The organism is Geobacillus sp. C56-T3, from assembly GCF_000092445.1.
In the GTDB taxonomy this organism is placed as follows: Bacteria; Bacillota; Bacilli; order Bacillales; family Anoxybacillaceae; genus Geobacillus; species Geobacillus thermoleovorans.
This window is the reverse complement of sequence record NC_014206.1, coordinates 2,969,268-2,994,268: the sequence shown is the minus strand read 5'-3', so window position 1 is coordinate 2,994,268 and position 25,001 is coordinate 2,969,268. Positions and strand designations below refer to the sequence as shown.

The window sequence follows — 25,001 nt, the reverse complement described above, 5'->3', positions numbered from 1 at the left end:
TTATGACCGTTACGATTAAAGATGTGGCGAAACGAGCGAACGTTGCGCCGTCAACCGTCTCGCGCGTCATCGCCGACAGCCCGCGCATCAGCGAGAAGACGAAACAGCGGGTGCGCGAAGCGATGAAAGAGCTCGGCTATCACCCGAACTTTATTGCTCGCAGCCTCGCGAGCCAAATGACGCAAGTGATCGGCATCGTCATGCCGAGCTCCGCTGACCAAGCGCTGCAAAACCCGTTTTTCCCGGAAGTCATCCGCGGCATCAGCAAAGCCGCCCATGAAAAGCGATATGCTTTGCAAATGTCGACCGGAGAGAAAGAGAACGACATTTACGAGCGAGTCGTGGAGATGCTGCAAGGACGGCGCGTCGACGGCGTTATTTTGCTTTACTCGCGGCAAAACGATAAGCTCATGAAGTACTTGTTAAAGCATGGCTTTCCGTTCGTCGTCATCGGCAAACCGCACCAAAAAGCGGAACAAGTGACCCATGTCGACAACGACAACGTCCAGGCGGGGAAAGATGCGGCAAACTGGTTGATCGCTCGCGGGCACGAACGCATCGCGTTTGTCGGCGGCAATCCACAATATTTGGTGACCGTCGACCGCCAAACCGGCTACGCCGCGGCCTTGCAGGAGGCGGGGCTTCCGTACCGGCCGGAATACGTCGTCCATGCAGAATTTTTGCAGGAAGGCGGCCAAGAGGCGATGAAGGAGCTTCTTTCGTTGCCTGAGCCGCCGACCGGGCTTGTCGTCGCCGATGATCTCATGGCGCTCGGCATCTTGAAAACGCTTGATGAAATGGGGCTTGGCGTCCCGGAAGATGTTTCGATCGTCAGCTTCAACAACACGCTGCTCGCCGAAATGTCGCGTCCGCCGCTCACGTCGGTTGACATCGGCATTTTTCAGCTCGGCTACGAAGCGGCGAAAAGTTTAATTGAGAAAATCACCAACCCGAATGAACCGATCAAACGCATCATCATCCCGCACCGGCTCGTGGAGCGGGGGTCGTGTGCACAGCGTTAGAAAGAAGCGGTGTTGGCAAAGAGACGTCCGTCGTATTGGCGGGCGTTTTTTCGTTTTCGGGCATGATCACGGTTTCTTTTGGGATCATCATGCAAAAGCATAATGGACAGTGTATGTTCAAGCTTGGAAGGAAGAAACGAAAAAATTAAGGGAAAATTAAGCAACCCTTTGGATAATCGGAGTGTCGATGCTTATTTGAAATGGAGAAAGGGGAATGCGAAGTGAAAAAATGGATCATCGCGTTGGTCGCGATTGTGGCTGCAGCCGGCGCCGGCGGTGCATGGTACTTCACGCAGGCCAAAAGCGAGCCCGCCATGGCTCAGACGGCGACCGCTTCAGTGCAAAAAGGAACGTTGGAAGTGAAAGTGAGTGGATCGGGAACGGTTGAGTCCGTAACGAGCACGGACATTCAAGCTGACGGCAGCAAAGAAGTGGATGAAGTGCTCGTTTCCGAAGGGGAAACCGTGACGAAGGGGGAAGACCTCATTACATTTACTGATGGCAGCGATCCGATTGAAGCGCCAGCAGCTGGAACGATCACCTCGCTCGACGTGGAAGAAGGAGACCGCGTCAATGACGGACAAGTCGTCGCCCATCTCACCAATTACAGCGATTTGCAAGTAAAAGTGCAAGTGGATGAGCTTGATATTCCAAAAGTGAAGGTCGGACAAACCGCTGCGATTAAGATCAACGCTTTTCCTGAGGCGACATATACCGGAAAGGTCACCTCCATCGCCAAAGAAGGGACGGTTTCGAACGGTGTGTCGACTTTCGATGTGACGGTGCACATCGATAAACCGACGAATGTGAAAATCGGCATGACAGCGGAAGTAAGCATTTTAGTCGAAAAGAAAGATAATGTGTTGTATGTTCCGATCGAAGCGGTTCACACGATGAATGATGAAAAGTTTGTGCTTGTCGTCCAACAGTCGGCGGACGGGAGCAGCACGGCTGTGCGCCAAACGGTGAAAACCGGCATTAGCAATGAAGACAACATTGAAATTACCGATGGATTGAGCGAAGGGCAAATCGTGAAGCTGCCGAGCGTTTCTACTTCCTCCAGTACGAATAATCCAGGGCGGCAAGAAAGAATGATGGGCGGGATGCCAGGGATGGGCGGCATGCCAGGAGGCGGAATGAACCGTCGGACAGGTGGCCAGCCATGAGAGGAAGGAGGAGAATCGTATGTTGATGATTGATATTCAAGGGATGACGAAAGCGTACCGTTTAGGAGGAGAAACGGTGCATGCGCTGCGCGGGGTTTCATTGCAAGTCAAACGAGGGGATTTTGTTGCGATTGTCGGTCCCTCTGGTTCGGGCAAGTCGACGTTGATGAATATGATCGGCTGCCTTGATCGCCCGGATTCCGGCAGCTACCGGCTCGACGGGAAGGAAGTCAGAACGATGAAAGAGGATGAACTCGCCGTCATTCGCAATCAAAAAATCGGATTTGTATTTCAAAATTTCAATCTTCTATCCAAACTGACGGCGCTGGAAAACGTTGAGCTTCCCCTCATTTATCGGGGAGTGAAGGTGAAAGAAAGGCGAGCCATTGCCTATGAATGCCTTGAAAAAGTGGGGCTGCAGGAGCGAGTCCACCATTTGCCCAACCAGCTGTCAGGCGGCCAACAACAGCGCGTCGCCATTGCCCGCGCTCTTGTCGGCCATCCGCCGATTTTGCTCGCTGACGAGCCGACCGGCGCGCTTGACAGCAAAACAAGCAAAGAGATTATGCACATCATGAAGCAGCTCAATGAGCAAGGGCATACGATCGTACTCATCACCCATGATTGGGAAGTCGCCAGAGAAGCGAAGCGGATCGTCCGCATTCAAGATGGCGAGTTGTTGGAAGAAAGAGGTGAGTTCGTTGGGGCTTCTTCCATCCATTAAAATGGCGTGGCGCAGCATTCGCGGCAACAAGTTGCGCTCCTTTTTGACGATGTTGGGCATGATCATCGGCGTATCGTCCGTCATCGTGCTCGTCTCCATCGGTCGAGGCTCAAGTGAGCAAGTGACAAGCCAAATCAATCAGCTCGGAACGAATTTATTGACGGTCAACGTCATGAACAGCGATGAAGTAAAGCTGACGGTTGAAGACATGAACAAGTTTCGCGAACTTTCCGGTGTAAAGGACATCGCTCCTATCGTGTCTGGGAGAGTGAATGTCAAACAAGGGACTGCTTCAGCGCAAGTATCGTTAATCGGCACGACAGCTTCGTATGAAGCGGTTCGCGATGTCAATGTGAGCAGCGGCCGATTTTTATCAGACATCGATATCGAGTACAGGCAAAAAATCGTCGTGCTCGGCGCGACGATAGCGCAAACGTTGTTTGGATTCGGGGATCCGGTTGGCCAGTACGTGCAAATCGATGGGACATCGTTTAAAGTTGTCGGCGTTTTGGCGTCCAAAGGCGGTTCTCTTGGACAAAGCGGGGACGATGTCATTTTGATGCCGCTGTCGACCGCCCAGCGCCTGACAAAGACGATGAACATCCAAACCGTGTATATCCAGGCAGACAAGGCTTCAGACGTCAACTTCGTGATGGTGGAAGCAAAACGGCTTCTTGCCCATTTGTTCCCAAACAATGAAGACAGCTACAGCGTCTTTAATCAGCAGGATTTGATGGAAACGGTCAGTTCCGTAGCCGATACGATGACGCTGATGCTTGGCGGCATCGCCGGCATCTCGTTGCTTGTCGGCGGCATCGGGATTATGAACATCATGCTCGTCTCGGTGTCCGAGCGGACGAAAGAAATTGGCATCCGCAAAGCGGTCGGCGCCAAACGCCGCCACATTTTGCTTCAATTTCTTGTTGAGGCGGTGGTGCTCAGCTCATGCGGTGGAGCCATTGGCGTCGTTCTTGGATTTGGTGTTGGCCAAGTGCTGAAGTCGGTGATGGGGATGACAATCTCCTATTCCCCTTCCGTGTCATTGCTCGCCTTTTTGTTCTCTTTGTTGGTCGGAGTGGTGTTTGGCGTATTTCCAGCGAACAAAGCGGCCAAGCTTGACCCGATTCAAGCGTTGCGCTACGAATAAAAGAAAGAAAAACAAAGCGTTCGCATCATGCGGCGCTTTGTTTTTCCTTTCCCGATACGGCATGTATGGTGCTTAGCTGTTGCCTTTCACTGCGAAGGGAAGTTCCTTACAGCCATAGGTTAAAAAAGAGGAGGGAAGATAGTTGAAGCTGCTTGTTGTCGAGGATCACCACGACTTGCGGGAGGCTATGATCGAGATGCTGGCGGATGAGTTTGAGGTTGATGGGGCATGTGACGGCGATGAAGGGTTGTTTTTAGCGCAGCAAAACATTTACGACGCCATCATCTTGGACGTTATGCTTCCCGGCATCGATGGTTTTTCCATCGTCCGTCGTCTTCGTGAAGACGGAATCGAAACGCCGGTGTTGTTTCTGACGGCGAGAGACTCGCTTGAAGATCGGGTGAAGGGACTTGATTTTGGCGGGGACGATTACTTGGTGAAGCCGTTTCAGTCTCCGGAACTGAAGGCGCGTCTGCGGGCTCTTTTGCGGCGCAGCGGCGCCCTGACGACGAAACAGACGATCCGCTACCGCGGCATCGAATTGTTTGGCAAAGAAAAAGGAGTCGTGGTTGACGGTCAACCGCTGAAATTGACCAGCAAACAGTACGAGCTTTTGGAATATCTCGTTCATAACCAAGGCGTCATTTTAACGAAGGAACAAATTTTTGACCGCATTTGGGGATTTGACTCTGATACGACGATCTCCATTGTCGAAGTGTTCGTTCATCAGCTGCGGAAAAAGCTTGAGCCGTTTGGCTATCATGCAGATATTCAAACTGTCCGCGGCATCGGCTACATGCTGGTGCGGGAGCAGGAGTGAAAATGTGCCATGTTTCACAAAACCCTTTGGCGTTTGACATTCGTCAACTCGCTCGTCGTGTTTTTCGTGATTAGCGCGCTTGGCGTCGTGCTGTACGTGTATATGCAGGAGCGTCTGTACCATGCGGCCGATGTTCCGCTTGAACGATTGGCGGAGCGGATTAGGCAGGGCGGGCCATGGCGTAAGGATGATGCGCTGTTAGGAGATCCGCTCTTTCATGATCCGCTGTTGCGCGACCCGCGGCTGTTGGTGGTCATCTGGAACGAGAAAGGAGAAATGGTCGGCATGACCCGCGACGCTTCTTTTTTCACCGGGCTGCCGCTCACTCCCCCAGAAAGGCTTGATGAACTGTATGAGGTGAACGTAGGCCATCTCTATTTTCGGACGTTGGCTGTTGAAGTGAATACGGCGTTTGGCCCGATAACGGTGCAAATGCTGCGTAATACGAACTCTGAACGCGAGCTGCTTGGCGAATTGATGTTCATGATTGCAGTAGGATGCATGCTGAGCGCTCTGTTTGCCATCGCGGCAGGCTATTTTCTGGCTGGCCGGGCGCTCGTTCCCATTCAAGCGGCGTGGAAAAAACAGCAGCAATTTGTCTCCGACGCCTCCCATGAATTGCGCACGCCTCTTTCTGTCATTCAGGCAAAAACGGATGCGCTTTTTCGTTCTCCGAAAGCAACCATTGAAGAGAAAAGCGTCGATATTTCTGTGATCGCCAAAGAATGCCGCCGCTTGTCGCGGCTCGTTTCCCAACTGCTCACCTTGGCGCGTTCAGACTCGAATCAGTTGGAAATGCAAAAAGAAGCGTTTCGGCTGGATGAATTGGTCCGCGACATTGGTGAACAGTACAGCGAGATCGCTTCGTACCAACAGAAAACGATGAGCGTCGAAGCGCAAATCCCTATTGAGTGGGTGGGCGACCGTGAACGCATCCATCAATTGATCGTCATTTTGCTTGACAATGCCTTGAAATATACGACGGAAGGCGGACACATTCGCCTTGCATGCCATCGTTTTTCCTCATCGGTCGTGGTGGAAGTTGAAGATGACGGCATCGGCATTCCAACTGAAGATCTCCCTCGCATTTTCGACCGCTTTTACCAAAGCGACAAGGCGCGCTCGCAATCGGATGGAGCCGGTCTTGGATTGGCGATCGCCAAATGGATTATTGATCAACACCATGGCAAGGTGAAGGTGGAAAGCAAACTCGGCGAAGGAACGCGGTTTCAAGTGATGTTCCCGGCGGCGAGATGGAAATATAAGCGGTCGGGGGATTAAACATTGACGTTCTGTTTATGTTTGTATACAATTGTATACGAATAGGATCAGAAGGAGGGAAAGCATGGAACCGAAGCATCCGCACGATCGCCATGAAGGATGGGAGTTGTTTCGGCAATTAAACCGTTACATGAATGAACAGTTTGCTCCGCAAGATGAAGTGCTTGCCAGCATCCGACGCTCAATGGAGGAAAACGGCCTTCCGCCGATTTCTGTTTCGCCGGCGACAGGAAAGCTGTTGACGATGCTTGTCGCCATCTCCGGCGCCAAAAACGTGTTGGAAATCGGAGCGCTTGGAGGCTACAGCGGTGTTTGTCTCGCGCGCGGGCTTGGGCGGGGCGGATTGTTGACGTCGCTTGAGCTTGTGGAGGACTATGCCCGCTTGGCAAAACAGAACCTGGAAAAAGCCGGTTTCGGCAGCCAAGTCGTGTATATGGTCGGACCAGCCTTGGAAAGCCTTGAAGCGCTTGTTGCCCAAGGCTCGCGCTTCGACTTCTTCTTCATTGATGCGGACAAAGAAAACTATGTTCATTATCTCGATTATTGCCTCCGCCTCGCCAATCCAGGGGCGATCATCGCAGCGGACAACACCATGGCAGGAAGCGGCATCGGCACTCCGCGCGCCTTGGGACGGCGCGGGGAAATCATGAGGCAGTTCAATGAGACCGTTGCTCGGCATCCAGCGCTTGATGCCTTGTTTCTCCCCATTGGGGACGGTGTGACGGTGGCGAGAGTGAAAGCGGCGAAGGAGGAAAGATGACGGCATGCATGGACATTTTTTTCATGGACATGGACATCCATTCGAAGGCCATCCCGCATGGAAAGGCGCGCATATGCACAAAGGGCCGCATCGCGGCGCCAAAACGTTCCGTCGCGGGCGGGCGCTCGAATTTTTAGCACGGCTTTATGTCAAACGGGAGACATTGAAACAGCAACTGCAATCGCCGGAGCTTCAATCGATTCATCCCGTGCTGACAGGAGAGTTGAAAGCAATCGAGATGGTGATCAATGAATTCATACAGTCGTTTGATATTCATGACGAAGAACTGAGCAGTATATGGGGAGTTCAAAACCGCGACGGAGATGCCCCTATCGATGAACAGCGCAACGATGAGGACAGCAGCGAACAATAATCGCATCATCATCAACAGAGAAAGGGAGAGGATTTATGTTCGTGCAAATGCGTAAAATCACAGTGGCTGAAGGATTCGCCGACCAAGTGGCTGAGCGGTTTCGAAAGCCTGGAATCATCGAACAGCAAGAGGGGTTTGTTGATTTGAAAATTTTGGTTAAGAAAGCGCGCCGCGGTGATGAGGAAGTCGTCATTTTGATTACATGGGAATCGGAGGAGCATTGGAAAAAATGGGAGAAAAGCGACGCTCATATCGCCGGACATAAACAGAGACGAAATGAAGCGAAGCCGGAGTACATCCTCAATGTCGAAGTCGGACATTATGAGGTGAAGGCGGTGAAACAAGCGGCACAGTCAGCGTCGGCTGAAGATTGAAAAAGGGAAATGAAAAAGAGCTCCTCTTTTCGCTCATGGCATTGGCGTTGAGAGGAGCTGAATGCGGTTATGGTTTTATGTTGCTTGGAATGCTGGGTGTTCCGTACGTATGGAATGTTTCCACTGTTTTGTTTCCCCAAGCCTGCCCTCGTTTCCTCTCTTCTTCGGTCCATGTAATTGGTTTCCAATCCGGAGCCAAGACAAGATAGCCTCCGGAACATACTTCAATTCGATTGCCGCCGGGCTCGTACACATATGTCGTATACGTTTGATTGATGGCATGCTTGCTTGGGGAAAGCTCGATGTAAACGCCGTGATCTACAAATACATTGGCCGCTCTCACGATATCGGCCATGCTTTCCACAGCAAAAGCGATATGATGAAGCCGTCCTCTTGATCCGGTCGCATCTTTTGTATAAACAATATCATACGACTTGTTCGTGGCTCGATACCAAATTCCTGTTTTTCGGCCGTCATTCATCACGATTTGTTCCGTCAGACGAAGACCAAGGATCGTTTCCGCAAACTCCCCGTCTTTTTCGGGATTGGAAGATAAAAAGTTAATATGGTCTAATGTCTTGACAGCGGCTCCATGTCCAGTGAATTTTTGTGGCTGATTTTTCCAATAAGGCTTGAGATGATCGGGCGCCTCATAAAAATTAGTCTCATAGTACAATTCCATCACATGGCCGTCCGGGCTGTAAAAACGGTATGCTTTCCCGTGTCCTTCATCGCCGTCAATCCATCCGATTCCTTGTCCTGTTTCTTCAATGGCGTACACTTTTCTTTCCAAGGCTTCAAGGCTTATCGTTCTCAATGCCGTATGGCCGATTCCAGCATGTTCAGCTTTTGTCAACTTTAAGGAATACTCTTCGTAATCCCCCCAACAACGCAAATATGCAGACTGGCTGTTTCGATACACTTCTTGCATTCCGAGAATATCAGTAAAAAAATGAACACTTTCTTCGAATTTTGGCGTCAACAGTTCTACATGACCAAGATGGGCGATATCGAAGTCGAGCTTTTTTGTTGTTGTCATGGTCTCCCCTCCGCACTAATTAAACATTATTGTTTAACAATTCAACTATACAAAATACAAAAAGTTATGTCAATAAGCGCTTTCATATTCAGTTGTCATCCGCTTCAAAATGGTGCGCAGAGAAAACGTTTTGCGAAACATTGACGAATTCAATTTCATCATTGAAAATAAATGTATAATCATATTGTTAAACAAAATGGAGATGGAGCGATGACAATGGCCAAAAGACCGATGGATGTAGCTTATGAATATATTAAAGAACGAATTATGAACGGCACGTTTTTGCCTTCGCAAAAGTTAAATGAAAGCGAGCTGTCCGCGCAAATCGGCGTCAGCCGAAATACGGTCAAAAAAGCGTTATTTAAATTGGAGCAGGAACATTTAGTAGACATGGAAGAAAACAAAGGGGCAACGGTGAAATCATTTACTGTCAAAGAAGTTTCCAACTATTTTGAGATCCGTGAGGCATTGGAAGGACTGATCATCCGCAGTGCGGTGGAACGGTTGACGGAAGAAGACCTTCGACAAATGGAAGATATTTGTAAGAAGATGGAGACATATTTAGATATGGGGGATTTTGAAGAATATTCACAGCTTAACAAACGGTTTCATGATATGATTTATCGAGCGAGCGACAATCAACAGGCGGTGGAAATGGTCAACTTGATCAAAGGCCAACTTCTTCGCTACCATTTGCGGACGATTTTGATTCCAGGACGAAAGGAAAATTCAGCGAAAGAACATCAGCAAATTTATCGCGCGTTAAAAGAGCGAAATGCTGAGGAAGCGGAAAATGCTGTTCGCCGTCATATTGCCAATATCCGAAAAACGATCGAAGAGCACTTTGCCTTTTTAGTTTAGCATCTTTCCGAAAGAAGTCTCCCACTTCGAAACGAAGGAAAAGAAGGAGAAATTCGATTGGCTTAGCCTAGAATATGGTTAGAACGGACACCTTCGGAACGAAGGGAAGCGTAAAGGGTTCTTGGGCGTGGCTTGCTGTTCGGTGAACACGCACAAGTCGCTTGAAGCCCCACTTCTCAGCGAAGTGTAAGTGGTAGGTAGTTTACCACGATGAAATGGTCTGGCCTCCAACGATATACATGCAACATGAAGAGTTAACCTCTCCGTTATCCTGCACACCCTGAGCGTTGCAGCACTTCCTCCAAAGATCCTGTAGGCTCAATCTGCGAGCTGAGCCATGGGGGAAGGCAGTTCGTTGCAGGAGAAGGCAAATGTTAATTTTTTAATGAGCATGTATAGAGATTGTTAAAGAAGTCTGGTAAGAGTGGAGGAACATGCTGGTTTATTCAGCGACAAAGCTGAAACCAGCTTTTTTTTACGAATTTTTTGAATGATTTTGTTGACATGATGAAGAATAGTATTTTATAATTCAATCATAAACAAAATTGTTTAACAATATTGTTTAAAGAAAGAGGGATGCTGTTTGTATGAAGAGTTGCTGAAGGATGCATATGATCTTCATGTTCATACCGGACCTGACGTGTTGCCGAGAAAACTGGATGATTTTGAGATGGCGGCACGGCTTCAACGGCTTGGCATGAAGGGATACGGCATTAAGTCCCATTATTTCTGCACCGCTGAACGAGCAGCTTTGGTCAATCGCCAGTTTCCCGGATTTCAAGCGGTTGGAGCAATCTGCCTAAACAATACAGTTGGAGGGTTAAACGCTGTTGCGGTGGAAATGGCGGCAAGAGACGGAGCGAAAATCGTGTGGATGCCGACGTTTGACGCTGCGAACGAACAAGAACATTTCATCAACAGCCCTCCTGTGAAATTGCCACATTGGGCGAAGTTGCGTCTAGAATTTGAGGCGCAAGGAAAGGCGTTGCCAACCATTCGAATTTTAGATGAAAACCATCGTTTGAAAAAAGAAGTGTACGACTGTTTGGAAGTGATGGCAAAATACGATTTGATTTTGGCGACGGGACATGTGGGCAAACAGGAAATTTATGAACTGGTGAAAGAAGCTCGTGCGGTCGGTGTGCGGAAAATCGTCATCACCCATCCGAACTTTCCATCGATCGCTTTGTCCAAAGAGGAACAAAAAGAGCTTGCTGAGATGGGAGCGATCATGGAACATTGCTTTACAACACCGGCATCAGGAAAGACGACGTGGGAGTCGGTATTTGCGGAAATTCGGTATGTTGGTCCCGAACATTGCATTTTATCCACCGATTTGGGGCAACCAAGCAATGTTTATCCCGATGAGGGGCTTCTCGAGTTTGTTCGTCAACTGATCGAGCAGGGTGGTTTTGCACCGGACGAAGTCAAACGAATGACTGTCATCAATACAGCCATTCTCGTGGAAGAAGTCGCTTCGAAAGTGTAAGCGCAACCGGTTATAGAAAGAGAATAAGTGTTCGATAGGAGGAGAAGCCATGGATCAACACACAAACCTATTAGTCGTCAGCGCCCATGCTGCTGATTTTGTTTGGCGGGGCGGCGGGACGATTGCGAAATATGTAAAGGCTGGAGCCAATGTGTCGCTTGTGATTTTGAGCTATGGAGCGCGTGGTGAATCAAACGATTTATGGAAGGTGGAAGGACAGACGCTTGAAAACGTTAAAGCGGTGCGCCGAAGTGAAATCGAAGCCGCGGCAGAATGCTTGGGAGTGAAGGATTACGAGATTTGGGATTACGAAGATTATCATATGACCATCACGCCGGAGCGGATGTTGCAATTAGTAAGAAAGATTCGTGAGGTTCGCCCGAATGTGATTTTAACACATGGGCCGCGTGATGCGTTCAATCCCGACCATGAAACCGTTTCCCGTTTTGTGTTTGAAGCGTCCGTGTTGGCGACATCGGCTGGGGTGCGCGATGTCGATTTGCCGAAAATCAAGCAACCGAAACTGTTTGGCTTTGAACCGCACCAATCGGAGATTAGTGATTTCAAGCCGGAAGTGATCGTTGATATTACCGATACGTATGAACAAAAATATGCAGCGATGAATTGTTTCAAGGCGCAAAAACATTTAATTGACTATTATGCAGCTAAAGCAGCTTTACGCGGCAACCATGCACGCCGGTGCTCGGGCAATCAACAATATCAATACGCGGAAGCGTTTAGCCGTTTTTTCCCTCTTGTAGGGGGTGAGCTTATCTGATGGAAAAATACATCATTCGCAACATTCAACGTCCAGCTTTGTCAATCATCGAGGAACTGAAACATTACGATGTGTCAACCGTGTATGAAGCGCAAGGAAAGCAAGGGCTGCTTTCTCCTGAACTGAAGCCGATTCAACAGGGGATATCGATATGCGGGCCAGCAGTGACCGCCGTTTGCTACGCGGGAGATAATTTAATGATCCATGCCGCCATTGAAGTGTGTCAGCCTGGAGACGTACTTGTCGTCGCAACGATTGGCGAAGGAATTCATGGGATGATTGGTGAGCTTATTGTGCGTGCGTTAATGAAGAGGGGCGTACAAGGGCTTATTATCGATGCTGGCATTCGCGACGTAAAACAAATTCGTGAACTCGGCTTTCCAGTTTGGTCGAAAGCTGTTCATCCGGAAGGCACTACAAAAGCGAGGGGCGGTTGGGTGAACGCTCCCGCCGTATGCGCTGGCGTGCTCGTCCACCCAGGGGATCTCATCATGGCGGACGATGATGGAGTGGTAGTGATTCGCAAAGATGAGGCGGCTTCATCATTGGAGGCGGCAAAAAAACGCGTTGACAAAGAAGCGGAAACAAAGCAGAAAATTGAAAAAGGCGAGTTGAGCTTAGATTTTTACCATTTGCGAGCAACATTGCAAAGAGAAAATGTGGTGTACTACGAGAACGAGGAAGCGTTTCAAAAACGGCATTCTTTTGGAATCAAGGCGACATAAACGTTTTGAACGATGGGGAGATGGAAAATGATAGCACCATCGATTGGATTTATTGGATTTGGAGAAGCGGCTTTTGCCATGTCAAGCGGGCTGCTGGAAGAAAAGAAGATCACCTCTATTTTCGCCTATGACATAAACAGCGACCATCCTTTATATGGAGCTATGATCCGCGAGCGGGCAGCGGCGCTCGGCATCCCGCTCACGGATTCCTTGAAGGAACTTTGCGAAAACACAACACATCTTTTTTGCACGGCCAGTGCGAAAGTCGCGGAAATGATCGCGGAAAACATTCAGCCCTTTTTGCATACTGATCATTGTTACATTGATATGAACGCGGCTTCTCCGATGACAATGGAGCGAGTGGCGGCACGCATTGCCGAAACAGGAGCCTCATTTATCGATGCGGCAGTGATGGACACTGTTCCTCTGAAAAAGCATAAAGTGCCAATCTATGTCAGCGGATCGAAGGCGCTCGGGTTTGCAGAAGAAGCCAATGGATGGGGGATGAATGTCACATTCATTGGCGAAACTCCTGGAAGTTCGTCAGCCATAAAAATGTTTCGCAGCATTTTTATGAAAGGGGTTTCGGCATTGTTGCTTGAGACGCTGCATGCAAGCCGAATATATGGGGTTGAGGAGACGGTGCTGGCTTCTCTAAATGAATCGATAACCGCACGGCCGCTGCAAGAAACAGCGGATTTGCTGCTGCCGCGCACCGCTATTCATGCGGAGCGACGGGTGGCAGAAATGAGCGAAGTGATGGCCACGCTCGGCATGCTGGGCATTGATGCGACGATGTCTGAGGCGGTGAAGGCAAAGTTGCAATGGCTGGCCGATCAAAGAATACGTGAACAATGGAACGGCCAGCCGCCTAAAAGTTATGATCAATTGCTGACGATGCTCAAGGGGGAAGAGAAGAAAGAATCATAAGCAAAGGAAAATAAAAGAGAGTTGACTGATGGCGTGAAGCCATGGTCACAAAAAGCGAATTTTTCAAAGGGGAGAGAAAAGCGATGAATCACGGAGCAGTGAAATGGTGGCGATATGAAAATATCATTATGGTATCTTTTGGATTGTTATGGGGGTTGATTTTTTTAGATCGACTTGGTATTACGTATATTTTCCCAAATATAGCTGATGATTTACAGCTTACCAATGCGCAGCTGGGTTTGACAATGTCCATTGTTGCCTTTACATGGGGGTTTTGGACCTTTATACTTAATGAAAGAAGGAGGGTTTTCACAAACAGCAGCTGCAGCCATTTTCAGCATTTATGGTATTGCCCAGTTTGTTTGGTCAGCATTAATGCCGTGGCTTTCAGATCGCTTTGGTCGTAAACCTGTTGTGTTAACGGTGATGTTTGTGCAAATGTTGCTGCCCATCTCATTTTTGCTTTTCCACAATATACACGGAATGATCGTGTTAGCTGTTATTACATTTAGTTGTGGATCATGCCTAGCTCCCTTAACATTTTTTACCATTACTGGAGAATCTGTTCCCCCTGTTTCGGCAGCGACGGCTATGTCTCTTGTGAATCTTGTTGGAGAGGTAATTGGGGGAACGTTAGGACCAGCGTTAGGCGGCATGTTTGCTGATCGCTATGGTATCGCTGCACCTATATGGATCGTGTTGTTAGCAACAATTGTTACATTTATTCTATTTTTAGGGTTAAAAGAAACGGCCCCTGCCAAAAGGAATTTTGAATTTTCGAAGACAATTGCTCAATAATGGTGTATCTAAGGAAAGAATTTTTAGTCTTATTGCAATTTGTGGGAGGGAATGAATATGACAAAGACGTATTTTGACATTCCATATGCTTCGTTATCTGAATCACAAAAGTTAGACATCTATTTACCGGAGAAAGGGGAAAAGCCATTTCCAGTCATTATTTCTATCCATGGAGGAGCATTTGCTTTCGGAGATAAAAAGGGCCCAGATTGCGAGGCTGCATTGCATGGATTGGAGCGAGGGTATGCTATTGCTTCTGTGAATTATCGTTTGAGCGGTGAAGCTACGTTTCCGGCCGATATTGAAGATGTAAAAGCTGCGATTCGATTCTTGCGTGCCCATGCTGATGAATTTTCGCTTTGTTCAGAAAAATTCGCTGTATGGGGCGGATCGGCAGGAGGGGCTTTAGCGGCATTAGTTGGAACTTCAGGGGATGTTCCGGAGTTTAAAAATCCTACTATAGGATATGTTGAATACTCTGACCGAGTGCAAGCGGTTGTTGATTGGTATGGGCCTATCAATTTTCTGACTATGGATGACCAATTTATTGAAATCGGTATCGAAGGTCAAATTCATAATTCCTCAGATTCATTTGAATCGAAATTGATGGGGCAACAAATTACTCTCATCCCAGATTTAGTTGCCAAACATAATCCAGAAACCTATATTACGCCAGATTGTCCTCCATTTTTGATTCAGCATGGAATGAAAGATGATATCATTCCGTATTTACAATCTGTTGAATTTGCTAAAAAATTGGAGTCAGTTATCGGAAAAGAAAACGTCATTCTCGAGCTGTTTGAAAATGCGGGGCATGGTGGGCCGGAATTTCATTCAGAAGAAAATATTAGAAAAGTATTAGATTTTCTTGATGCGCGTTTGAAATAAAATCGCATCTTTAAATCGATGAAGGATGTTATGCGATAAAGTAGGCTTGTCTGTTCATGAAGGAAGAGGGTGTCCCAAAAAGGTCGGGACACCTTTTCTATTGCAGTATATACCCGAGTTCGACAGTCACTAGGCAAACAAAATGCCTCTCGCCCCTTGAGGCAAAAGGGACGAGAGACATTTGGGCACACTTTGGGCGTGTATCTAGGCGCGAGGATGGATGCCTAGGATCTTCGGAGGAGGCTCCAGCCCTAGAGCCGCAAAGAATTGAGCCTGTTTGGCCGTCAGTTCGGTTCGTTGATAAAGGTCGCCGTTTTTGGAAGAAAAATGTCCAAGCATAAGACGCTCACATTCATCCCTTACTTTCGGCCACGATTCATGGGTTCGGATCTCCACGATCCGAACTAACAAGAGAGCAAGCCAACTGAGTAGCACATGCGCCCGAATGCGGTCTTCCAAGCGATGATACATAGGTCGCAATTCCAATGTAGACTTCAATGTTCGGAAGGCCTGCTCAATATCCACCAGCTGCTTATACCCGATGGCGACATCTTCGGCAGACAAGGTGTCATCGGATGTCCGGATGAGATATTTGCCGTCGTACTTTTCCGCGTCACGAACCGCTTGCTTGTCGATGCGAAGGGTTCCGTCCTTCAACTGGCGCAAGTATTTTCCGTAGGACGGATGGGAACGCAACCGGCAGGTCGCCTTATGATGGGCTTCGTTTGGGAGTTGGCGAAGCCCTTCTAACTCCTCTTTCAGCGATTCGAGCAGCGTTTCCCGCTCCTTGCGTTGGCGTTCGGCTTCGCTGGGATTGTACACGAGAACATAGCGCTGACGCGCTTCTCCGTCGCCGACGATGATTTCTTTGATGTGCAAATTCTCGTCCACTTCATGATAACGTCCGCGACGGCTTAAGGCCTCTTCGACGGCGGCTTTGCCGGATCGCATTTTTTCGCCGACAATGTAGTGTCCCCCGGCCTGTTGCAAGATTCGCAAATTCTCTTCAGAGGAAAAGCCGCGGTCCATGACGCTGATCACACGTCCAAGCTTCCAGCCAATCAAGTCTTGTTTCACCTGTTTGATGACCGTCATGTCCATGGTATTGCCAGGCCATACCCAAGCGCGAATCGGGATTCCTTCCCGGGTGACAGCCAGCCCAATGACGATTTGAACCAAGTCTGGGCGTTTGTCTTTCGAGAATCCTTGTTTTCGAAGCGATTCTCCTTCCGGTGTTTCAGAGGGATCCACTTCGAAGTACGACGAAGTCGTATCGAAGTAAATCAAGTCGACTTCCAAATTCAATAAATCGGCCACGGCATGGAACACTTGACGTTCCAATTCCGGCTGCACGGCCAGCAGTTCATCCATCGCCCGGTACAACTGGTGGCTGGCGGCTTGAGGAAGGTGAGGGATATACACGTCTTTCTCCACCCACTCCTCCATCGCCAACTTGCTTGACGGATGAAGGGCGCGATTGGCCACCATGGCAAAAATCAGCCGTTCCAGCGAAATCTGGTGATGTCGGGAGGTAAACAAGGAGTGGAGAATCTCTCCCAACCCCAGTTGTCTCCAGAGCTGATCCAAGAGCCAAACGCCGCCGAGGTGTTTGCATGACTGGAATTGAAAGTCATCGGAAGCTTCTCCTGTCAACGTTTCGACTTCCCAAGCCTGCTCAGGAGAAAGGAATCGCGAAATGCTTTTGGCCAGACGTTCCAGGACGGCGCGATCCACCTCGTCTTCGCGCCCGAACGAATAAATCACCTTCGCTTTCGCATATTTGGCCTTTGGATCCCATTCATTGTGAGCAAGCTGGAGATAAGCAACGGTTGTTCCATCCTTGTTTTTGCGTGTGACTCGTCGTATGTACATGCCTATATTATAACGTATAAACTTTATTTTTAAAAGAAAAAATTAATAAATCGTGTGCCTATGAAATTCGGCGTTTTTTCCTAGGATCCGCATTACGAAACCCTTGATATAACAGCATTTTGGTCATTTCCATTTGCCTAAAATGACCTCAAAACTGTCGAACTCGGGATATACACATAAAAGGTTTCACGCACGAAGAAAGGCCTCCATATCTGCCTAATTGGTGCGAGGCGGCATGGTCAACAGCTCTGTTCAGTACCTATCTCCTGTCTCGAAAGTTTTGGTCATTTTTAACAAATGCTCATGGACGAATGTAAGATCATTTTTTACACTTTCGTCGAAATACAAGAAAGGAAATCTGCGAGAGAAAGAGAAAACAGAAAACAAAAGCAACCACGGAGGTGAACATAAGATGGCCGTGACCAGCGAGCAAGTGAAAATCATGTGGGAAAAGTTCGTATTTCATAACGAGCTCGATCCCGATTTGCCGCCCATGATTCGAGACTCTTGGCTTCGGTCGAAAAAAGCGATGGTTGATCCGTTTCGGACGTACGGGTGGATTAAAGAAATCGACAATGAAAAGTACCGCTCCTTGATCGATTGGTCATTGCCGTTAATGGAAGGGTTGTATTCGATTGTCAAAGGATCTGGATTTTTGGTGATCCTGTGCAATGAAAACGGACAGTTGCTTTTGTCGATTGGCGATCGCGAGCCTTTAGCGAGGGCGGAAGAAATCGGATTTATCGCGGGGGCGGACTGGAGCGAGCAAGTGATGGGGACCAACGCCATTGGCACATCGATCGCCATTGATCGTCCGATTCAAGTGTTTGCTGAGGAACATTACACGAAAATATGCCAGTCATGGACGTGTTCCGCTGCCCCCATCCATGATCCCGACGGCCGAATCATTGGTGTATTGAATATGTCAGGACCCTATGAAAAAGTGCACTCTCATACGCTAGGAATGGTTGTATCAGCCGTAAAGGCGATTGAGTACCAACTAAAATTACATGAGAATGCTGAAAAAAACGTGATGATGCAACGGTTTTTGGAAGCGACAACGAACAATATGAAAGAAGGTATTTTAATCATCGATCGCGATGGGAAGATCGTAAAGGCGAACAACCAGTTAAAAAAGCTGTTCCGTATACCACAACTGCAACTGGAAGAGAAAAAGCTCGACGATCTTTTCAATGATCCCTCTATCTGTTCGAACCACCCGCTTCATTTGCAAAATCAAGAGCTGCATCTAAGCGTCAAGCCTTCAAACGCGGTGCACCATGTGTTAGTTGACAAGATTCCAATTTACGAGAAAAAAGAACGAATCGGATCGATGATCATTGTAAAAGAAATTGAAAAGGTACGCCAGTTTGTCAACCACCTATCGGGAAACCAAGCGAAAATCACGTTTGCGGATATGATCGGGCAACACCCGTGTTTCATTGAGAAAATGAACGAAGCGAGGCTCGCCGCAGCGACAGATTCCAACGTGTTAATATTAGGGGAAAGCGGAACAGGAAAAGAGATGGTGGCTCAGGCGATTCATAATGAGAGCAAGCGGAGAAACAAACCGTTTATTGCCATTAACTGTGGAGGCATACCGCGTGATCTCCTTGGCAGTGAGTTGTTCGGATATGTGGACGGGGCATTCACAGGAGCGAAAAAAGGGGGAAGCGCCGGAAAGTTTGAGCTTGCCAATGGGGGAACGCTTTTTTTGGATGAGATTGGCGAAATGTCCTTGGAAATGCAAGTGTTGCTTTTGCGCGTTATTCAAGAAAAGGAAGTGATGAGAATTGGCGGGCACAAAGTGATCCCTGTTGATGTAAGAATCATCGCAGCGACCAACAAAGACCTTCGTCAGGAAGTGCAAAAAGGCAGCTTTCGCGAAGACTTGTTTTTCCGGTTGAATGTCATGCCGATTGTTCTCCCGCCGCTTCGGAAAAGAAAAGAAGATATTCCGCTTCTCGTCCGTCATTTTATTGAAAGACTGGCTCACAAACGAAATAAACCGTTTCCTGAGATACGGTCCGATTTCTTAGAGGCGCTTATGCAATACGATTGGCCAGGAAATATTCGCGAGTTGCAAAATATGATCGAGCGGGTGCTGAATCAGTGCACAAAACCGGTATTGACAGCGGCTGATTTGCCGGAAGAAATCTTTCGGCCTCTTCGCTTGCCTCAAGTTAGGGAGAACGTAGACATCTCCCGAAATGAGATAAAAAAGCAATCCATCATCGAGGCGTTAAAGCAGTGCAACGGCAACATTTCCAAAGCTGCCCGTTATTTAGGCATATCGAGAAGCACATTTTACCGGCAAATGGATAAATGGAATATTCGGTATTGACTGTCCCATTTTGTATCAAAGTGTAGCGACAAAGTGAAACAAAATGAAACACTTTGTCGCTGTTTTTGTTTAGGTTGGATCAAAAAGACGGCTTTGGATAAACAATTTGGCGGACGAAGAAAAGGAAACAAGCGTTGGAACGATTTTTGCTTTATAGAAATGATGAAAGCGGTACCAATCAAGTGAAGGAGGAGAGGAAGTTGGCCATTTCCAAGGATCATCTTCTTTGGATGTACGAAACGATGTACAAAATTCGCTGCTATGAAGACAAAATGGCGGAGGCGTATGCCGAAGGGAAATCTCCTGTGTTTAATATCGGCGCGGGGCCGGTGCCAGGGGAAATGCATTTGGCCACTGGACAAGAACCGGCTGCAGCTGGGATGTGTGTTCACTTGAAAAAGGAAGATACGGTGACTGCCCCTCACCGTCCGCATCACCATGCGATTGCCAAAGGGGTGGATTTGAACCGGATGACAGCAGAGATTTTCGGAAAAGCCACTGGACTAGGAAAAGGAAAGGGCGGCCATATGCATTTGTTTGATCCTGACGTCAAATTTTCCTGCGGAGGGATCGTTGGGGCTGGGATTCCTCATGCCCTTGGCGCGGCGCTGGCGGCCAAGAAAAGGGGGACGGATTGGGTGGCGGTTGCGTTTATCGGCGAAGGAGCCGCCAATCAAGGGGCATTTCATGAATCGTTAAATATGGCGGCATTATGGAAACTGCCATTCATTGTTGTCATTGAAAACAATCAATATGGAATTTCTGTGCCGAAAACGGCGTCTACAGCGGTTCCCTCGAATGATGTACGGGCAGCCGCCTATGGCATTAAAGGATACTATGTCAAAGACAACGACCCGATTGATATGTACAACGTATCGAAAGAAGCGGTTGAACGTGCACGAACTGGACAAGGGCCGTCGATTATTGAGATTGAAACATACCGTTATTTAGGACATTTCCAAGGCGATCCGGAAGTATACCGGGATAAAAATGAAGTGACGTTGCTTCGCCAAAAAGACCCCATTATTCGCCTTCGCAACTATTTATTGAATGAATGTGGGGTAACAGAGGAGACGATTGCACAGCTGGAAAACAAAGCGACATCTGAGGTCGATCAGGCGTACGCGTTTGCGAAAGAAAGCGATTATCCCAAGCCGGAAGAGGCATTGGAAGATGTGTTTGTCTAATTTCATAGGAGAAAGGAGTTTTGCCATATGCAACAAACAAAACAGCGGCTGTTAACGGGAAATAAGGCGCTGGCTGAAGCGATTCGCCTTGAGATGGAGAGAGATCCGAACGTCTTTGTGATGGGAGAAGATGTCGGAGTATACGGTGGGATTTTTGGAGCGACAGAGGGATTGTTCCAAAAGTTTGGACCGGAACGGGTCATCGATACGCCGATTTCTGAGACCGCGTTCATCGGTGCTGCCATCGGCGCCGCTGCGGAAGGAATGCGGCCGATCGTGGAGCTGATGTTTGTCGACTTTTTTGGGGTTTGTATGGACCAAATTTACAACCATATGGCGAAAATTCCGTACATGTCCGGCGGCAGGGTGAAACTGCCAATGGTATTGATGACGGCGGTGGGAGGCGGTTACAGCGATGCCGCCCAGCACTCGCAAACGTTGTACGCCACCTTTGCCCATCTTCCTGGGATGAAAGTCGTCGCTCCGTCGACGCCATATGATTTAAAAGGGATGATGATTTCCGCTATTCGCGATGATAACCCTGTTGTCTTTATGTTCCATAAAACCTTGCAAGGGCTCGGCTGGATGGATCAGCTTGATGCTTCGATCGGGCATGTACCGGAAGAGGCGTATACTGTGCCGCTTGGGAAAGCAAATATTGTGCGTGAGGGAACGGATATCACCATTGTCGGTATTCAAATGACAGTGCATCAGGCGCTCGAAGCGGCCAAAAGACTTGAACAACAAGGCATTCAAGCGGAAGTGATCGATTTGCGTTCTCTTGTCCCATTGGACAAAGAGACGATCATTCAATCGGTTAAAAAGACACACCGCTTACTTGTTGTTGATGAAGACTATCTGTCGTACGGGATGACGGCGGAAATTGCCGCGATTGCCGCTGAACATTGTTTGTATGATTTGGAGGCGCCGGTGAAGCGGATTGCTGTTCCGGATGTGCCAATTCCTTATAGCCGTCCGCTTGAACAATTTGTATTGCCAAATGCCGATAAAATTTTCCGTGAGGCGATCCAACTCGTCAATGAATAAGGAAAAGTTCGTTCCAAGGGAGGCAGCTTATGGTTGTCGAAGTGACATTGCCCAAATTATCCGATTCCCATGATGAAAGTTTCATTACGTTTTGGCACGTTTCCGAAGGAGATGCGGTGGAAAAAGGAGCCACGCTAGTGGAAGTGCAAACAGAAAAGGCCGTTTCAGAAATTCACGCTCCCGAGTCAGGAACAGTAAAAGAGATCAAAAAGAAACGAGGGGATACGGCCAAGGTCGGCGAAGTACTGGCCGTCATTGCCGTCGAAACGTTTGCTCCGGACGGCGGAGATCCGCAGACAGAGATCAAGATCACCCCACGCGTAAAAAAACTGGCCAAGGAGCTTGGCGTCGATTGGAGTACGGTCACACCGACGGGGGCGAATGGCAAAATCACGGAAGACGATATTCGTCGTGCGGCGAGCGCGGGAAAACAAAGGACTCCTCAAAAAACATTCGTGGCTGCCCCGTCAGTGCGAAAGTTTGCCCGCGAGCAGAACGTGTCTTTAGAGGAAATCACTCCAAGCGGAAAGAACGGAAGAATATTGAAAAGCGATATTGAAGCAGCATTGTCGGTTCGGCAGCAAAAAGCAACAGATGAGGCTGCTGCCAGTGTTGAGATTTTAGAGAAGCAGGAAAGCCGGGAAAAAGTGCGCCGAGTGCCGCTGACAGGCATCCGCAAGGCTATCGCCAAAGCGATGGTGCGGTCAACGCGGACCATTCCGCAAGTCACCCATTTTGGCGAGGCCGATGCGACCCGTCTTGTTCAACATCGCCGACGGATCCAACCGCTAGCCGAGCAACAAGGGGTAAAACTGACCTATTTAGCCTATGTGGTAAAAGCGCTGGCAGCGGTGTTGAAAAAGTATCCAATGCTCAACGCTTCGCTTGATGAGGAACGAGAAGAAATCGTTATTCACGAATTCATTCACATTGGGTTTGCGGTTGACACTGACCGTGGATTGCTCGTCCCGGTAATTCGTGATGCGGATCAAAAATCGTTGTTCCAAATTGCGAAAGAAATTGAAGAATTGACGGCGAAGGCGAGAGCGGGAACGATTCAAGCGGTGGAGATGAGCGGAGGGACATGCACGGTTTCGAACATCGGCTCGGCCAATGGTTCGTGGTTCACGCCGATTATTCATTATCCACAGTCTTGTCTTTTAGGAATCGGGAAAGTTGAGAAAAAACCGGTGGTCGTCGATGATTCGATTGAGATTGCTTCTGTGATGCCGCTGTCCCTTACTTACGATCACCGTCTTATTGATGGGATGATGGCTCAACACGCCTTAAATGAATGTCAAACGTACTTGTCTGAACCGGATTGGCTGCTTGTTATGTGACAAAAAACCCCGCCCCCATTCCGGGGTGGGGTGAGAGAAGAGGGGGCACCTTGTAAAGAAGTAGAGGAACATCGTAGCTTTATCGTACTCGTTTTTTTACAATCACGCCATATTTTTGTGAGAAAAGGTAACGCGATTTTGTTAAAAATGATTGGCAACAGCGGTGGCTGCGGTCAATCGCTGATGAACTTGCCGCCATTTACATGAAGCATTTGCCCGGTCATGTACGACGATTCGTCGCTCGCCAAAAAGACGTAGCACGGGGCGACTTCGCACGGTTGGCCGGGCCGTTTCATCGGGGTGTTGGCGCCGAATGTGGCGACTTGCTCGCTTTTGAACGTCGACGGGATGAGCGGCGTCCAAATCGGGCCTGGGGCGACGCCATTGACGCGAATGCCTTGGCCGACGAGCGCTTTGGCGAGCGAGCGGGTGAGGGTGACGATTGCGCCTTTTGTCGCCGAGTAGTCGATGAGCTGTTCGTTTCCTTCGTAGGCGGTGACCGAAGCGGTGTTGATAATGGCGCTTCCGTTCTTTAAGTGCGGGAGCGCCGCTTTCGTTAGGAAAAAGCAGCCGAATACGTTCGTGCGAAACGTTTTTTCCAGCTGCGCGGCGGTGATGTTGAGAAAGTTCGGCTGCGGGTGCTGTTCAGCGGCGTTATTGACGACGATATCGAGCTTGCCGAACGCTTCGATTGTTTGTTTCACCGCTTCTTTGCAAAACGCTTCATCCCCGATGTCTCCCGCCATCGCCAGGCACCGTCTTCCTTCCTGTTCGACAAGCCGTTTCGTTTCTTCGGCGTCTTCATGTTCGTTGAGATAGATGATCGCCACATCGGCTCCTTCCTTGGCAAAATGGACCGCGACCGCCCGGCCGATGCCGCTGTCGCCGCCGCTGATGATGGCGACTCTGTTTTCGAGCTTGCCGCTTCCTTTATAGGTGTCTTTGATGGTGACCGGCTGCGGGTTCATCTCCGTTTGCAGGCCGGGCTGGCGCGTCTGGTGCTGCGGGGGCAGCGTCGTTTGTTGCTTTGTGACCATGTTTGTTCCTCCTTAGCATGTATTGTCATCGTTAGTATGGGACGGAGGAGGGGAATTATGTGTGAAGAGGGGATGGACCGTGCTGTTGAATAGATCTGGAAATTTGGGGAACATGTTTTTCTCTTCTGTTTTTTCGTTTCTTGCCATAGAAGTCTTGAGGGATTAGATAATCTTTACTTTTTGATTGAGTAAAGATAAAATGATTATCAAAGAGGGAAGGAGGAATCGTAATGAAGCCATCCTCACATGAAACGTACACGTATTACTCCACACTTTCTTCGAAACATCAAGTGACGATTCCGATGAAGATCAGAGAAGTGCTTGGGGCAGAACCGGGAGACCAAGTCGCGTTTGTTTATGGGGAAAATCAAGAGGTGACGTTAAAGGTGAAAAAGAAAGATGCACTGCTATCTTTGTTCGGTACCATGCCGCCTAGGGGAGACAGCCGTCCGATGGCATGGGCGGATATTCGCAAACAGGCGAAAGAGGAACGGATGTCCAAAAGGGAAAAGAACGAGGAGTAGATGATAGGGAGAAGAGGATGAAACGTGTATATTTTAGATACGAACATCATCATTCGTTTTTTAGCCAATGACGATGAAGAACAATCTTCGGTTGCCTATCGGGTATTTGAAAAGGCGGTCAACGGTGAGTTTGTGTTCCTATTGCATCCTCTTGTCGTCGCGGAATGCTGCTGGGTGCTTGAGTCGAAACGGTACGGGTATACGAAAGGAGAGATCGCAAGCAAGCTGAAGCAAATCATAGAGGCTTCCTGTGTTAAGACGACAGACAAAGAAGTTGTTGAAAAGGCATTAGATGATTACGCCCGCTGCAGCGTCGATTTTGCTGATGCGTATCTTTCGGCGCTGGCGCAGCACACTTCATCCATCCAAGGGATCATCACCTGGAACGAAAAAGATTTTCGTCGGCTTGGCGGGGAATGTTATATGCCTGAATCCATCATTTGAATCAATGATGGCTGGCACGTGAACAAACATC

General features: G+C 48.6%; 25 protein-coding genes. 22 read left to right on the top strand and 3 right to left on the bottom strand.

The features are described from left to right. Positions 1-2 precede the first annotated feature (2 nt). The 9 genes from GC56T3_RS14765 to GC56T3_RS14725 all read left to right on the top strand — a co-directional run bounded on the left by GC56T3_RS14765 (position 3) and on the right by GC56T3_RS14725 (position 7,667). On the top strand, positions 3-1,022 hold the full coding sequence (locus GC56T3_RS14765) for a LacI family DNA-binding transcriptional regulator (protein ID WP_013146183.1): 1,020 nt from the start codon (positions 3-5) through the stop codon (positions 1,020-1,022). A 200-nt stretch (positions 1,023-1,222) separates the two neighbouring features. Then, positions 1,223-2,188, top strand: a complete 966-nt coding sequence (locus GC56T3_RS14760) for an efflux RND transporter periplasmic adaptor subunit (protein WP_033024830.1) — start codon at positions 1,223-1,225, stop codon at positions 2,186-2,188. A 19-nt stretch (positions 2,189-2,207) separates the two neighbouring features. Continuing rightward, entirely contained in the window at positions 2,208-2,912 is a 705-nt protein-coding gene (locus GC56T3_RS14755; protein ID WP_013146181.1) for an ABC transporter ATP-binding protein, read from the top strand. Then, positions 2,890-4,059, top strand: a complete 1,170-nt coding sequence (locus GC56T3_RS14750; RefSeq protein WP_013146180.1) for an ABC transporter permease — start codon at positions 2,890-2,892, stop codon at positions 4,057-4,059. The genes GC56T3_RS14755 and GC56T3_RS14750 overlap by 23 nt, the downstream gene beginning before the upstream one ends. Positions 4,060-4,201: 142 nt before the next feature. Further along, positions 4,202-4,879, top strand: coding sequence for a response regulator transcription factor (locus GC56T3_RS14745; RefSeq protein WP_013146179.1), 678 nt, complete (start codon positions 4,202-4,204; stop codon positions 4,877-4,879). Positions 4,880-4,888: 9 nt separating this feature from the next. Continuing rightward, positions 4,889-6,160 carry a cell wall metabolism sensor histidine kinase WalK gene (locus GC56T3_RS14740; RefSeq protein ID WP_013146178.1) on the top strand — a complete coding sequence of 424 codons (1,272 nt, stop codon included), beginning with the start codon at positions 4,889-4,891 and terminating at the stop codon, positions 6,158-6,160. Between the two features lie 64 nt (positions 6,161-6,224). Beyond that, positions 6,225-6,920, top strand: coding sequence for an O-methyltransferase (locus GC56T3_RS14735; RefSeq protein WP_013146177.1), 696 nt, complete (start codon positions 6,225-6,227; stop codon positions 6,918-6,920). A 4-nt stretch (positions 6,921-6,924) separates the two neighbouring features. Next, complete coding sequence (locus GC56T3_RS14730; RefSeq protein ID WP_013146176.1) at positions 6,925-7,293, top strand: hypothetical protein; 369 nt, start codon at positions 6,925-6,927, stop codon at positions 7,291-7,293. Between the two features lie 35 nt (positions 7,294-7,328). After that, positions 7,329-7,667 (top strand): antibiotic biosynthesis monooxygenase, encoded by a 339-nt coding sequence (locus GC56T3_RS14725; protein ID WP_013146175.1) that lies wholly within the window; start codon positions 7,329-7,331, stop codon positions 7,665-7,667. Positions 7,668-7,734: 67 nt separating this feature from the next. Here the strand turns inward: GC56T3_RS14725 and GC56T3_RS14720 are convergent, their stop codons facing one another. Then, positions 7,735-8,706: a catechol 2,3-dioxygenase gene (locus GC56T3_RS14720; protein ID WP_013146174.1), complete on the bottom strand. Its 972-nt coding sequence runs from the start codon at positions 8,704-8,706 to the stop codon at positions 7,735-7,737. Between the two features lie 210 nt (positions 8,707-8,916). Between GC56T3_RS14720 and GC56T3_RS14715 the strand changes: the two genes are divergently transcribed. The 7 genes from GC56T3_RS14715 (at position 8,917) to GC56T3_RS14685 (ending at position 15,175) form a co-directional block, all read left to right on the top strand. After that, complete coding sequence (locus GC56T3_RS14715) at positions 8,917-9,567, top strand: GntR family transcriptional regulator (protein WP_013146173.1); 651 nt, start codon at positions 8,917-8,919, stop codon at positions 9,565-9,567. Between the two features lie 583 nt (positions 9,568-10,150). Next, complete coding sequence (locus tag GC56T3_RS14710; protein WP_013146172.1) at positions 10,151-11,056, top strand: DUF6282 family protein; 906 nt, start codon at positions 10,151-10,153, stop codon at positions 11,054-11,056. A 49-nt stretch (positions 11,057-11,105) separates the two neighbouring features. After that, entirely contained in the window at positions 11,106-11,834 is a 729-nt protein-coding gene (locus tag GC56T3_RS14705; protein WP_013146171.1) for a PIG-L deacetylase family protein, read from the top strand. Then, on the top strand, positions 11,834-12,559 hold the full coding sequence (locus tag GC56T3_RS14700; protein ID WP_013146170.1) for a 4-carboxy-4-hydroxy-2-oxoadipate aldolase/oxaloacetate decarboxylase: 726 nt from the start codon (positions 11,834-11,836) through the stop codon (positions 12,557-12,559). The genes GC56T3_RS14705 and GC56T3_RS14700 overlap by 1 nt, the downstream gene beginning before the upstream one ends. 27 nt (positions 12,560-12,586) lie before the next feature. Further along, on the top strand, positions 12,587-13,489 hold the full coding sequence (locus tag GC56T3_RS14695; protein ID WP_013146169.1) for an NAD(P)-dependent oxidoreductase: 903 nt from the start codon (positions 12,587-12,589) through the stop codon (positions 13,487-13,489). 252 nt (positions 13,490-13,741) lie between these two features. Then, on the top strand, positions 13,742-14,287 hold the full coding sequence (locus GC56T3_RS14690) for an MFS transporter (protein WP_369769987.1): 546 nt from the start codon (positions 13,742-13,744) through the stop codon (positions 14,285-14,287). A 57-nt stretch (positions 14,288-14,344) separates the two neighbouring features. After that, positions 14,345-15,175 (top strand): alpha/beta hydrolase, encoded by an 831-nt coding sequence (locus tag GC56T3_RS14685; RefSeq protein ID WP_013146168.1) that lies wholly within the window; start codon positions 14,345-14,347, stop codon positions 15,173-15,175. A 204-nt stretch (positions 15,176-15,379) separates the two neighbouring features. Here GC56T3_RS14685 and GC56T3_RS14680 read toward each other — a convergent pair whose 3' ends face one another. After that, a complete protein-coding gene (locus GC56T3_RS14680; protein ID WP_041468282.1) occupies positions 15,380-17,047 on the bottom strand; it encodes an IS1634 family transposase in 1,668 nt (555 codons plus the stop codon). A 412-nt stretch (positions 17,048-17,459) separates the two neighbouring features. On the opposite strand from GC56T3_RS14680, the gene GC56T3_RS14675 reads away from it, so the two are divergent. The 4 genes from GC56T3_RS14675 (at position 17,460) to GC56T3_RS14660 (ending at position 22,965) form a co-directional block, all read left to right on the top strand. After that, entirely contained in the window at positions 17,460-19,391 is a 1,932-nt protein-coding gene (locus tag GC56T3_RS14675) for a sigma-54-dependent Fis family transcriptional regulator (protein WP_013146167.1), read from the top strand. Between the two features lie 200 nt (positions 19,392-19,591). Continuing rightward, positions 19,592-20,578 (top strand): thiamine pyrophosphate-dependent dehydrogenase E1 component subunit alpha, encoded by a 987-nt coding sequence (locus tag GC56T3_RS14670; RefSeq protein ID WP_013146166.1) that lies wholly within the window; start codon positions 19,592-19,594, stop codon positions 20,576-20,578. Positions 20,579-20,605: 27 nt separating this feature from the next. Beyond that, on the top strand, positions 20,606-21,625 hold the full coding sequence (locus GC56T3_RS14665; RefSeq protein ID WP_011230214.1) for an alpha-ketoacid dehydrogenase subunit beta: 1,020 nt from the start codon (positions 20,606-20,608) through the stop codon (positions 21,623-21,625). Between the two features lie 29 nt (positions 21,626-21,654). Next, the gene (locus GC56T3_RS14660; protein WP_013146165.1) at positions 21,655-22,965 is read left to right on the top strand and encodes a dihydrolipoamide acetyltransferase family protein; all 1,311 of its coding nucleotides are present in this window, start codon (positions 21,655-21,657) and stop codon (positions 22,963-22,965) included. A 173-nt stretch (positions 22,966-23,138) separates the two neighbouring features. Here GC56T3_RS14660 and GC56T3_RS14655 read toward each other — a convergent pair whose 3' ends face one another. After that, positions 23,139-24,002, bottom strand: a complete 864-nt coding sequence (locus GC56T3_RS14655; RefSeq protein ID WP_013146164.1) for an SDR family oxidoreductase — start codon at positions 24,000-24,002, stop codon at positions 23,139-23,141. A 230-nt stretch (positions 24,003-24,232) separates the two neighbouring features. Here GC56T3_RS14655 and GC56T3_RS14650 point away from each other — a divergent pair, with 230 nt between their 5' ends. Both GC56T3_RS14650 and GC56T3_RS14645 read left to right on the top strand, forming a co-directional pair. Continuing rightward, positions 24,233-24,526, top strand: coding sequence for an AbrB/MazE/SpoVT family DNA-binding domain-containing protein (locus GC56T3_RS14650; RefSeq protein WP_013146163.1), 294 nt, complete (start codon positions 24,233-24,235; stop codon positions 24,524-24,526). Between the two features lie 24 nt (positions 24,527-24,550). Further along, a complete protein-coding gene (locus GC56T3_RS14645; RefSeq protein ID WP_013146162.1) occupies positions 24,551-24,970 on the top strand; it encodes a PIN domain-containing protein in 420 nt (139 codons plus the stop codon). Positions 24,971-25,001: the final 31 nt, after the last annotated feature.